11 protein-coding genes are annotated in these 12,344 nt (G+C 49.9%); all 11 read left to right on the forward strand.

The genetic code is table 11. The features are described from left to right. The first annotated feature begins 5 nt into the window (after positions 1-5). The 11 genes from E8L90_RS05235 (at position 6) to rpsP (ending at position 12,328) form a co-directional block, all read left to right on the forward strand. Positions 6-1,022: a beta-ketoacyl-ACP synthase III gene (locus tag E8L90_RS05235; RefSeq protein ID WP_137033280.1), complete on the forward strand. Its 1,017-nt coding sequence runs from the start codon at positions 6-8 to the stop codon at positions 1,020-1,022. A 2-nt stretch (positions 1,023-1,024) separates the two neighbouring features. Next, positions 1,025-1,981, forward strand: coding sequence for an ACP S-malonyltransferase (gene fabD / locus E8L90_RS05240; RefSeq protein WP_137028298.1), 957 nt, complete (start codon positions 1,025-1,027; stop codon positions 1,979-1,981). Continuing rightward, complete coding sequence (fabG, locus tag E8L90_RS05245) at positions 1,975-2,715, forward strand: 3-oxoacyl-[acyl-carrier-protein] reductase (RefSeq protein WP_137028299.1); 741 nt, start codon at positions 1,975-1,977, stop codon at positions 2,713-2,715. Before fabD ends, fabG begins: the two co-directional genes overlap by 7 nt. 85 nt (positions 2,716-2,800) lie before the next feature. Further along, positions 2,801-3,034 (forward strand): acyl carrier protein, encoded by a 234-nt coding sequence (acpP, locus tag E8L90_RS05250; protein WP_005834336.1) that lies wholly within the window; start codon positions 2,801-2,803, stop codon positions 3,032-3,034. 134 nt (positions 3,035-3,168) lie between these two features. Next, positions 3,169-4,410: a beta-ketoacyl-ACP synthase II gene (fabF, locus tag E8L90_RS05255; RefSeq protein ID WP_137028300.1), complete on the forward strand. Its 1,242-nt coding sequence runs from the start codon at positions 3,169-3,171 to the stop codon at positions 4,408-4,410. A 54-nt stretch (positions 4,411-4,464) separates the two neighbouring features. Further along, on the forward strand, positions 4,465-5,151 hold the full coding sequence (rnc, locus tag E8L90_RS05260) for a ribonuclease III (protein ID WP_026043146.1): 687 nt from the start codon (positions 4,465-4,467) through the stop codon (positions 5,149-5,151). 260 nt (positions 5,152-5,411) lie between these two features. After that, positions 5,412-8,984, forward strand: coding sequence for a chromosome segregation protein SMC (gene smc / locus E8L90_RS05270; RefSeq protein ID WP_137028302.1), 3,573 nt, complete (start codon positions 5,412-5,414; stop codon positions 8,982-8,984). Between the two features lie 46 nt (positions 8,985-9,030). Continuing rightward, positions 9,031-10,038 carry a signal recognition particle-docking protein FtsY gene (ftsY, locus tag E8L90_RS05275; protein WP_137028303.1) on the forward strand — a complete coding sequence of 336 codons (1,008 nt, stop codon included), beginning with the start codon at positions 9,031-9,033 and terminating at the stop codon, positions 10,036-10,038. 143 nt (positions 10,039-10,181) lie between these two features. After that, a complete protein-coding gene (locus tag E8L90_RS05280) occupies positions 10,182-10,520 on the forward strand; it encodes a putative DNA-binding protein (RefSeq protein ID WP_137028304.1) in 339 nt (112 codons plus the stop codon). Between the two features lie 10 nt (positions 10,521-10,530). Beyond that, positions 10,531-11,943 (forward strand): signal recognition particle protein, encoded by a 1,413-nt coding sequence (gene ffh / locus E8L90_RS05285; RefSeq protein ID WP_137028305.1) that lies wholly within the window; start codon positions 10,531-10,533, stop codon positions 11,941-11,943. 112 nt (positions 11,944-12,055) lie between these two features. Then, a complete protein-coding gene (gene rpsP / locus E8L90_RS05290) occupies positions 12,056-12,328 on the forward strand; it encodes a 30S ribosomal protein S16 (protein WP_007719713.1) in 273 nt (90 codons plus the stop codon). Positions 12,329-12,344: the final 16 nt, after the last annotated feature.

The following is a 12,344-nucleotide window of genomic DNA, read 5'->3' on the forward strand; positions in this document are numbered from 1 at the left end:
AGCAGATGAGTGCAAAGCGTTCAGTAGGAATTTTGTCTACAGGCTCTTATACCCCGGAGCGGGTGTTGACGAACTTTGATCTGGAGAAAATGGTGGAAACCTCTGATGAGTGGATTGTTTCCCGTACTGGCATCAGAGAACGCCGCATTAGCTCACCGGAGCAAGCTTCCTCCGACTTGGCTTACGAGGCTGCCAAAGAAGCGCTCGAAAAAGCAAACATCAGCGCAGAACAGTTGGATATGATCATTGTCGCTACCGTAACACCTGACATGTCGTTCCCGTCTACTGCTTGCTTGCTGCAAGAAAAGCTGGGTGCTACACGTGCGGCTGCCATGGATCTTTCCGCAGCATGCACAGGCTTTTTGTACGGAATTACGACAGCGACTCAGTTCATCCAAAACGGTTTATACAAAAAAGTTTTGGTCGTAGGCGTTGAGACCTTGTCCAAAATTACGAATTATAAAGATCGAAATACATGTGTCCTGTTCGGAGATGGTGCAGGTGCGGCTGTTATCGGTGAAGTTACCGAGGGCTACGGCTTCCAGTCGTTTGAGCTTGGTGCAGATGGGTCAGGCGGGTCCCTCTTATGCATGCCTGCAGGTGGTTCCAGAACGCCTGCCTCTGCTGAGTCTGTTGAACAAGGACTGCATTATCTCTACATGGCAGGCGGGGAAGTTTTCAAATTTGCTGTTCGCGTGATGAATTCAGCAACAGAGGCTGTCTTGTCCAAAGCGGGCGTTTCGAAGGATGAGATCGACCTGTTGGTGCCGCATCAGGCAAACAAACGCATCATCGACTCTGCCGTACAGCGTTTCGGTCTTTCTGAGGATAAAGTTGCGATCAACCTGGATCGCTATGGAAACATGTCTTCTGCTTCCATTCCCGTAGCGTTGGATGAAGCAGTAAAGGCAGGGCGTGTAAAAGAAGGCGACAACCTGATTCTGGTAGGGTTTGGTGGCGGCTTGACTTGGGGAGCGACGCTCTTGAAGTGGTGCACGACCCAGGCAGAAGGGAGCAAGTAGGAATGGGAAAAGTAGCCTTTGTTTTTCCGGGGCAAGGTTCACAATTTGTAGGAATGGGGCAAGCGCTCGCCGAACAATCGGAAGCGGCCCGTCACATATTTGAGCAGGCTGATGAAGCGCTCGGCTTTTCCTTGTCGGATCTGTGTTTTGCAGGGCCAGAAGAGGAATTAAAGCTGACAGCAAACACACAGCCAGCCATTTTGACAGCAAGCATCGCTGTGATGGCAGCATTGAATGAAAAGTTGCCTGACTATAAGCCTGCGTTCGTAGCAGGTCACAGCTTGGGTGAGTATTCTGCTCTGGTTGCAGCTGGGGCTTTGTCCTTTGCAGATGCAGTCAAAACAGTGCGAGCTCGTGGTCAGTTCATGGAAGAGGCAGTGCCAGCGGGACAAGGTGCAATGGCCGCTGTCCTGAACATGGATCGCGCAGCACTGCATGCGGTTTGCGAAGAAGTAACAGCATCTGGGCATCCTGTTCAATTAGCGAACATGAACTGCCCAGGGCAAATTGTCATTTCTGGCTCTGCTGAAGGTGTGAAGCTGGCCGGTGAAAAAGCGAAGGAAGCGGGCGCAAAGCGTGTCCTTCCCTTGAATGTAAGCGGTCCGTTCCACTCGAGCTTGATGCAGCCAGCAGCAGACAAACTGCAAGCAGTTTTGGTTGGCGTTACGGTACAAGAAGCGACGGTGCCTGTTGTGGCAAACGTAACGGCTAGACCAGTGTCTGAGGCTACCGTTATTGTAGATCAATTGGTTCAACAAGTTTCCGCCCCAGTTTTGTGGGAGGATTCTGTACAATGGATGGTCGAAGCAGGCGTGACAACCTTTGTAGAAATCGGTCCAGGAAAAGTTTTGGCTGGTTTGATCAAGAAAATCGCACCAGCACCAACGGATATGACGATTATCTCTGTACAGGATATGGATTCGCTTACTGAACTTTTGAACGGAGGGGTACTATGCTAACAGGAAAAACTGCACTGGTTACAGGGGCTTCCCGTGGTATCGGGCGTGCGATTGCATTGAAGCTGGCAGGCGCTGGGGCTAATGTAGTTGTCAACTACGCAGGTAGTGAAGCGGCAGCGAGTGAGACTGTTGCCCTTATTAAAGAAATGGGCCGCGATGCCATCATGATTCGCGCGAACGTTTCTTCTACAGAAGATGTCAACGACATGTTCAAAGCTGCTTTGGATCATTTTGGTGCGATCGATATTCTCGTGAACAACGCGGGAATTACTCGCGACAACCTGATCATGCGCATGAAAGAAGAAGAGTGGGACGATGTGATTGCGACGAATCTGAAGGGTGTATTCAACTGCGTAAAGGCAGCGACCCGCCCAATGATGAAGCAGCGTTCAGGCAAAATCATCAACATCACTTCTGTGGTAGGTGTTTTGGGGAACGCAGGACAAGCAAACTACGTGGCGGCAAAAGCTGGCGTTATTGGCTTGACGAAGACGGCTGCTCGCGAGCTGGCTAGCCGTAATATCACGGTGAATGCTGTTGCACCAGGATTTATCGATACAGAAATGACTGCTGTATTGCCGGAGGATGTAAAAGCAGGACTCACAAGCCAAATTCCGCTTGCCCGCCTGGGACAAACAGATGATATCGCATCTGTCGTGCTGTTCCTGGCATCCGACTCAGCCAACTACATGACAGGCCAAACCCTGCACGTAGACGGCGGAATGTACATGTAGGAAGAAAATCTCAATCGAGCGTTTTTTCGAAAACTGGTTTTTTGAAAGCTCATCCACTATAATACGGGAGAGGGGGTGAAGCAAGATGGCAGATACTTTGGAGCGTGTGAAGAAAATCATCGTTGATCGTCTGGGTGTAGATGAGTCCAAAATTACTTTGGAAGCTTCTTTCAAGGAAGACCTGGGCGCTGACTCCCTGGATGTGGTTGAACTCGTAATGGAACTCGAAGATGAGTTTGATTTAGAGATTTCCGACGAAGATGCTGAAAAGATCACTTCTGTTGGTGAGGTTGTTAAATACATAGAATCTCACAAGTAGTTGATCTGTTGGAAGTCCCGTACCATACGGGACTTCTCCTTCAATAGCCACCTGTACATATTCAAACAAATACACGTTTTGCATGCAGTGAATGTAAGAAGCTGACTGCTGACTTTCATATAGAGGTGATTGCAATGAAACGCAGAGTGGTGATTACTGGTGTTGGTGTCGTTTCTCCAGTAGGGAATGACGCGCAGACTTTCTGGAACAGCTTGCTGGAAGGGAAATCAGGCATTGACCGTGTGGCTGCCTTTGACGCTTCTGATTATCCAACACAAATTGCAGGCGAAGTGAAAAACTTCGATCCTGAGCAGTATATGGACAAGAAAGATATCCGACGTACAGACCGATTCGTTCAGTTTGGATTAGCTGCTGCCAAAATGGCTGTAGAAGATGCAAAACTGGAGATCACGCCAGAAAATGCGGAACGAGTGGGTGTATACATCGGGTCCGGAATCGGTGGTCTGACTACATGGGAAGAACAGCATTCCGTTTTGTTAGAAAAAGGACCGCGTCGCGTGAGTCCATTCTTCATTCCGATGCTGATTGCAAATATGGCGTCCGGTGCAGTATCCATTCAATACGGTGCAAAAGGACCAACGTCCAGCGCGATTACCGCTTGTGCGACAGGTACAAATGCGATCGGTGAAGCACTGCGTCTGATCCAGTTCGATCACGCAGATGTCATGATCGCAGGTGGAGCAGAAGCTACCGTGCGTCCGATGGCATTTGCAGGCTTTTGCTCAGCGAAAGCGATGTCCACCAGAAACGATGAGCCGCAAAAAGCAAGCCGTCCGTTTGACCAAGATCGCGATGGCTTCGTAATGGGCGAAGGTGCTGGTGTTCTGATCATGGAAGAGCTCGAGCATGCGAAAAAACGCGGAGCAACGATCATCGCGGAAGTCATTGGCTACGGGATGAGTGCAGATGCTCACCATATTACTTCTCCATCTCCTGGTGGCGAAGGGGCAGCGCGTTGCATGGCAAGCGCACTGAAAGACGCTGGCGTTGACCCAACAGAAGTCCAATATATTAATGCACATGGTACTTCTACTGGCCAAGGAGATATCGCTGAAACACAAGCGATCAAGAGTGTGTTTGGCGAGCACGCATACAAACTGGCTGTCAGCTCGACCAAATCGATGACAGGCCATCTGTTGGGCGCTACTGGTGGTGTCGAGGCAATCGCGACGGCATATGCGCTGCGTGATCAAGTGCTGCCTCCAACAATCAACTTGGATAATCCGGACCCAGAATGTGATCTGGACTATGTTCCGAACCATGCGCGCAAGGCGACCGTCAATGTGGCTGTTTCCAATACATTTGGATTCGGCGGTCACAACGCAACGGTAATCTTGAAGCGATACGAAGCATAAATGAGCCCTACTGATAGAAAAAGTAGGCAGTCTCCTGGGATGGTGGTGAGGGTGATGAATTTTGCACAGCTGCAAGAAACGATAGGCTTTCGCTTTCGCGATGAAAGCGTTTTGCGGCAGGCATTCACCCATTCTTCCTACGTGAACGAGCAACGCGGCAAACGAATATCAGACAATGAGCGGCTAGAGTTTTTGGGGGATGCTGTGCTGGAGTTGACCGTCTCCCAGTTTTTGTATAAAACTTTTCCGAAGATGAGCGAAGGGGAAATGACGAAGCTGCGTGCAGCCATTGTCTGTGAACCTTCTCTCGTCAAGTTTGCTGAACTGTTGAATTTTGGCGATCTCGTATTGCTGGGAAAAGGGGAAGAGCTGACAGGTGGACGTCAGCGACCAGCCTTGCTAGCGGACGTTTTTGAGGCGTTTGTAGGTGCGCTGTACTTAGATCAGGGGTTGGACGCAGTCTTTTCCTTTATGGAAAAATACGTGTACCCGCGCATTGACAAGGGAGAGTTTGCCCAGGTAACCGACTTCAAGAGCCAGTTGCAGGAATTTGTTCAACAAGACAATCTGGGAGACATCCATTACCGAATAGTAGAAGAAAAAGGACCAGCTCATAATCGAGAATTCGTATCTGAGGTGCTTTTGAACAATCGTTCGCTTGGCATCGGCTCTGGCCGCTCCAAAAAAGAAGCGGAACAGCAAGCTGCTGCAAGAGCATTGGTCAAGCTGGGGGATAAATAATCACTCGTCAGCGAGAAGGGCTGCATCATCTACTACAAGATGGTGCAGCTTTTTTCTTTCGGGTGGGAAACGTAGGGAAACTACTGCGAGATGACCGCGATCTATGATACACTTACCTACAGATGACCATGTAGGCTCGTAGTAGGTAGCTCCTGTTCGATGCAGGAGCTTCTTTTCGGGTACCATCCGATCCTTGCATGTTTGTAAGTCTGTCCATTTGGCAGGCAGTCTTGGATGGTTTCTTAAGGAGGACCGTACGTATGTATTTAAAACGCCTGGAGCTGGCTGGATTCAAATCCTTTGCCGATCGCACGGAATTGGAATTTGTACCAGGGGTAACAGCGGTAGTGGGACCGAATGGAAGTGGGAAAAGTAACGTTTCTGATTCGATCCGCTGGGTGCTGGGGGAACAGAGCGCGAAGTCGTTGCGTGGAGCGAAAATGGAAGACATTATTTTCGCGGGCAGTGACAAGCGCAAGCCAGTGAATTTCGCAGAAGTGACACTCACCTTGGACAATACAGATCGTTCGCTCGATGTGGAATATTCGGAGGTGTCCGTTACCCGCAGAGTGTATCGTTCTGGTGACAGTGAGTACTACATAAACAACAGATCCTGCCGTCTAAAAGACATCATGGAGCTGTTCATGGATACCGGGCTGGGTAAAGAAGCGTATTCGATTATCGGTCAAGGAAAAATTGAGGAAATTCTCAGTACCAAGTCCGAGGATCGCCGTGGAATATTTGAAGAAGCAGCCGGAATCGTCAAATACAAAACACGCAAGCGCGAGGCTGAGAAAAAACTCGATGACACCGAGCAAAATCTGGTTCGGATTCACGATATCGTCAGTGAAATTACGGAGCAGATCGGACCTTTGCAGGAGCAGGCAGAGACTGCAAAGACGTACAAGGAGCTTCATTGCCAGTTGGTTGAGCATGAAGTGGCTCTTTACGTGCAGCAAATTGAAGTCGCTCATACGAAGTGGGAGGCAGCTACAGGACGCGTAGAGGAACTCAAGCACCTGTTAATCGGACAAACGACCGAAGCATCCAAGCAAGAAGCTGAATTGGAGCAAGCGCGTTTTCATGTCACCCAAATCGACCAATCTATCGAAGAACTGCAACAAGTACTTTTGACAGTCAGTGAAGAGACCGAGAAAGTCGAAGGACAACGTGAGGTATTGCGGGAGCGTATGCGCAATCTCAATGCCAATCGCCAGCAGACGATGGAGCAGATGCATCGGATTACCGAGAAGCAGCACGGGCTTGAGGCAGAACTGGCAGAAGAACAAGAGCGGGCCAAGGAAGCAGATCGCCGAATGACCGAAGCCCACGCTTCGCTGCAAGAAGCAGAAGGTCAATTTTTTTCCATGGTGCAATCACTGACGGATGATGTAGAGCGTTTGAAGAGTGATTACTTCGAAAAGCTCAACGAAATGGCGAATCTGCGGAACGAAAATCGCCATCAGGAGCAGCTTCTCAAGACAAGCGAGGCTAGAGTCGAACGCCAATTGTCTGGGAAAAAACAGCTTGATGATGAAGAAGAGCAGCGACTAGCTCAGTTGAGCCAACTCCAAGATCAGCTGGAGAAGATCGTTTCTACCATTCAAGAAACCGGCGTCAGATACAAAGAGCTAGTCGAGGGCATGCCCGAAGGACAAGCCCGGCTTGAAACAGCCCGCCGAGAGTTGCGCCACTGGGAACAAAAGCGGGAAGCAGCGAAGTCGCGTTTTGACTTGTTAAAAGAAATGCAGTCGGAGTTCGCAGGGTTTCAGCAAGGGGTAAAAGAAATTTTGAAAGCACGCGAGCGGGGCTTCAAAGGGATCCATGGAGCGGTCGCTGAGCTCGTTGTCGTACCACAGCAATACGAGACAGCGATGGAAGTCGCATTGGGCGGCGCCCTGCAAAACGTCGTCGTGGACGACGAAGCATCCGGTCGTGCAGCCATTGCTCACTTGAAGCAGCACAATGCGGGTAGGGCGACATTTCTACCACTCGATGTCATTCGTCCGCGCACCTTGCAGGCAAGCGACAAGCGCCAGCTTGAGGCGGAGAGTGGAGTCGTTGGAATCGCGAGTGAGCTCGTGACCTTTGAGGAAGCGTACCGCCCCATCCTTGAAGGTTTATTGGGCAACGTCATTATTACGGAAAAGCTGGAGCAGGCAAACCGTGTGGCCCGTACGCTTGGCTACCGCTATCGCGTCGTGACGCTGGAAGGCGATATCGTGAATGCTGGTGGTTCCATGACAGGGGGGGCCTTGAAAAAGAACAGCACGAACCTGCTTGGACGCAACCGTCAATCAGAAGAGCTGGAAGCGCAGCTGGTAGAAATCGACCAGGCAATTTCTGGGCATACTACCCTTATGGAGCAGCTGACGAAGGAACTGGCGCAAATGCAGCAGGAGCAAGAAGCTCTGCGTACCGAAGGCGAAAGTCTGCGACTGAAAGAACAGGAAGTAAAAGGGCTCTTGCAGCAAAAAGAATCGGAAGGCAGATCCTTGGGCGAGCGAGCAAAGCTCGTTGAACAAGATATTGAAGGCTATCGCCGCGAGATGGAAGAAGCCAAACGAAAGCAAGAGCAGCTGCAAGCGTCTTTGACTGCCATGGAGCAAGAGGAAAAAGAGCTCGGAGCGCAAATCGCAGAAGCAGAGGCGAAGCGTCAAGAGCAGCTCGAATCCAAAGAAGAAATGAATCAAAAAATAACAAGCCTCAAAGTACTGAATGCGCAGGTCAAGCAAGAGTATCAATCACGCTTGGAGCAAACAGAACGTTTGTTGGAGCAAAAAAGCCAATTGCAGCGCGAGTGGGAAGAACAAAACGCGAACTTGGCATCTCTTGATGAGCTGGAGCGTACAAACGAATCGTCCGGGCTTGAGCTGGATCAGCGCATTAGCGAATTGCGCCAGGATAAAGACCGTGTAGCCGGCTTGATTCAAGAGCGGCGAAGTGAGCGGGCAACTCTCTTTTACAAACAGGAGCAAGTGGAACAGCAGGTGAAGGAAATCCGCCGTGAGGTCAAATCGCTCGAGGAAAAGCTTCATCAGGAAGAAGTAAAAGTCAACCGCAACGAGGTAGAGCTCGATCATCTGTTGAATAAACTCTCCGAAGAATACGAAATGAGCTACGATCTGGCGAAGCAAAAATATCCGGCACGTGGCGAGATTCAGGAAGAGACACAAGTGGTCAATCGTCTCAAAAAGCAAATTGGGGCACTTGGCACTGTGAATCTTGGCGCGATTGAGGAGTATGAGCGCCTGTCCGAGCGTCAGCAGTTCTTAAGCTCGCAGGAAGCTGATTTGAATGAAGCCAAAGACATGCTCTATCAAGTGATCCAAGAAATGGACGCAGAGATGTCGCGCCGCTTCAAAGAAACATTTGATGCGATCTCGGAGCAGTTCCGCGACGTGTTTGTCCAACTGTTTGGAGGAGGACGTGCAGATCTTGTACTCTCCAACCCAGATAACCTGCTTGAGACGGGCATCGATATCGTGGCACAGCCACCTGGCAAGAAGCTGCAAAATCTTGCGCTCTTGTCCGGGGGCGAACGTGCTTTGACTGCAATGGCCTTGCTATTTGCCATCCTGCGTGTGAAGCCAGTGCCATTCTGTGTATTAGATGAGGTAGAGGCCGCTTTGGATGAGGCAAACGTTAACCGTTTCGCCGAGTACATGCACTATTTTAGCAACCAGACGCAGTTTATTTGCGTCACGCACAGAAAAGGCACGATGGAGAGCGCAGACGTGCTATATGGTATTACGATGCAGGAGGGCGGCGTGTCCAAACTCGTCTCCGTGAAGCTGGAGGACAGTGACAAGTTTATCGAATCTGCCTCTTAAAACGGATTTGCCAATCAATTGATATTACCCGCAAAGGAAGATGATCATGAGTTTTTTCAAACGCCTTCGTGATGCTATTGTCCATAAGTCCGAAGAGGTCACCCAGAAGTTTACGGATGGTTTGGCTAAAACGAGAGACCTGCTAGTAGAAAAAGTAGAGGATCTGGTACGTCGCTACAAAAAGATCGACGATGACTTTTTTGATGAACTAGAGGAAATTTTGATTACGTCCGATGTGGGCGTTAATACCGTAATGGAGCTCATTGACGACTTGCGGACAGAGGTGCGCAAACAAAAAATCGAGAATGCGATCGACCTGCAGCCCATTCTCTCGGAAAAACTGGTTGCCCTTTTGAAAAATGATGATGCTGCCGATACGACTCTGAATGTAGAGGACGGTCGTCTAAATGTCATTTTGTTCGTAGGAGTAAACGGCGTAGGGAAAACAACTACGATCGGTAAAATGGCGCATATGTTCAAACAGCAAAATAAAAAAGTGCTCCTGGCAGCAGGTGACACGTTCCGTGCAGCAGCGATTGAACAGCTGGAGGTTTGGGGAGAGCGTGTTGGAGTTGACGTAATCAAGCAGCAGCAAGGCTCTGATCCAGCTGCAGTGATCTACGATGCGATTCAGGCAGCCAAATCCCGACAGGTCGATGTCCTGTTGTGCGATACTGCAGGTCGCTTGCAAAACAAAGTCAATCTCATGGAAGAGCTGGCGAAGGTTCACCGCGTATTGCAACGCGAATTGCCAGGAGCTCCGCACGAGGTCTTGCTAGTTTTGGACGCTACGACTGGGCAAAATGCACTCTCGCAGGCGAAAACGTTTGGGCAGTCTGCTGGAGTAACAGGCTTAGTCCTGACCAAGCTGGATGGTACAGCAAAGGGCGGTATCGTCATTGCGATTCGCAACGAGCTGAACATTCCGGTGAAATACGTCGGCTTGGGTGAAAGAATGGATGACTTGCAGCAGTTTGATCCTGAGCAATTTGTTCATGCGCTGTTTGCTGGATTGATCCAAAAAGATGAAACGGAAGAGCAGGAAAACGCGTAAAAACATAGTGTTTCCAAGATAAAAAAATGATGTCAATAAAAAACCTTGACACTAGGTGTGGAATTAGGTACTATAATCTACGTGCTGTAAAGAAAAAGTCTTTACAGTTTGAAACGAGTACCTCATAGCAAAGGATTGGTTTCATGTTAGAAAAGACCAATCAAGTCAATCTCTTGTTTGACTTTTACGCGCCGCTACTCAAGGGCAAGCAGCAAGAATATCTTGAGCTGTACTATCTGGACGATTTATCGCTCGGAGAAATTGCCGAGATGCATGAGGTCAGCCGCCAAGCTGTTTATGATCATATCAAGCGGGCAGAGAAGCAACTGTTCGAATACGATCAGAAGCTTCGCCTCGCTGAGCGTCATGAAAAGCGCATGGCCGTGTTGAATCGAATGAACGAGCTTGTAAATGAGCTGTCGGAGAGCGAGACAAGAGACGAGCTGAACACTTTGCTCCACCAACTGTCAGAGATGGATTAGGAGGGCTCGCATGGCGTTTGAGAGCTTAGCCAATCGGCTGCAAAACGCGTTTGACAAACTGCGCGGCAGAGGGAAAATAGACGAGACCATCGTGAGTGAAGCGATGCGTGAAGTACGTCTGGCCCTGCTGGAAGCAGACGTTAACTTTAAAGTAGTAAAAGACTTCGTTGCTCGTGTCAAGGAGCGCGCAGTCGGTCAGGAAGTTATGAAAAGCCTGACGCCTGGTCAAATGGTGATCAAGATCGTGAATGAAGAGCTGGTCGCTCTGATGGGCGGAAACGTCGCTCAGCTCACGATGGCGCACCGACCGCCGACCGTCATCATGATGGCAGGTCTGCAAGGGGCAGGTAAAACGACCACAACCGGTAAGCTGGCCAAGTACTTGCAAAAGCAAAACCGCAAGCCACTTCTGGTAGCGGGAGACATTTACCGTCCTGCTGCGATCAAGCAGCTTCAGGTTTTAGGGGATCAGCTCAATGTCCCTGTCTTCACACTCGGTGATCAAGTCAGTCCTGTCGATATCGCTCGCCAAGCGATTGAACACGCGAAGACGAATCATCTCGACGTAGTCCTCATCGATACCGCAGGTCGCCTGCATATTGACGAAGCGCTGATGGACGAGTTGAAGCAGATTCGCGAGGTAACCAAGCCCGATGAGATTTTGCTCGTCGTGGACGCGATGACAGGTCAAGATGCCGTCAACGTAGCAGAGAGCTTTAACAGCCAGCTCGAATTGACTGGTGTGGTTCTCACGAAGCTCGACGGTGATACTCGAGGCGGTGCGGCACTGTCCGTCAAAGCTGTCACTGGCAAGCCGATCAAATTCGCGGCGATGGGTGAAAAGCTGGATGCGCTCGAACCGTTCCATCCGGATCGTATGGCTTCCCGTATTTTGGGTATGGGGGACGTCCTCAGCCTGATTGAAAAAGCACAGGCATCCGTGGATGAAGACAAAGCACGCGATATGGAACGCCAAATGCGTCAAGGTGAGTTTACCTTCGATATGTTCCTGGATTCCATGCAGCAGCTTCGCAACCTGGGTCCTTTTGAAGACATTCTCGGCATGCTGCCAGGAATGAACAAGATGAAGGGCAAAATGAACGTGGATGAGAAGCAGATTGCCCGTGTTGAAGCGATCGCCAAATCCATGACCAAACAAGAGCGCGCTAATCCTGATTTATTGAATGCTAGCCGTCGCAAGCGCATCGCAAGCGGAAGCGGAACGAGTATTCAAGAAGTCAATCGTTTCCTCAAGCAGTTCGAGGAAATGAAAAAGATGATGAAGCAATTCTCAGGCGCTGCTGACAAGATGGTCAAGAAGTCGAAGAAAAAAGGCTTCGGATTACCTTTCATGGGTAAAGGCGGAGGCAACAACCAGGGCGGGATGAACTTCCCTTTTAACTTCAAGCCACCGTTCAAGTAAGTAGGCATGATCTCTCGCGACACTGACTTGTCAGCTGGACGCGATGGTTCAGATATAGTAACACCAACGCAGATGCTCTTCTAGCGTTGATTAATACAGGAGGTGACACAACATGGCAGTAAAAATCCGTCTGAAGCGTATGGGTTCCAAGAAAGCTCCTTTCTACCGTGTAGTAGTAGCTGACTCCCGTTCCCCACGCGATGGCCGTTTCATTGAAGAAATCGGTTACTACAATCCGGTTGCTCAACCGGCAGTGGTGAAAATTGATACCGACAAAGCGGTACAATGGATCCTGAATGGTGCAGCTCCAACTGATACCGTTCGTAACCTTCTCTCCAAAGAAGGCGTTATGGCTAAAGTGCACGAAACCAAATACGGCAAGTAAGTCGGTCATCTGGAGG

Source organism: Brevibacillus antibioticus, assembly GCF_005217615.1.
Lineage (GTDB): Bacteria > Bacillota > Bacilli > Brevibacillales > Brevibacillaceae > Brevibacillus > Brevibacillus antibioticus.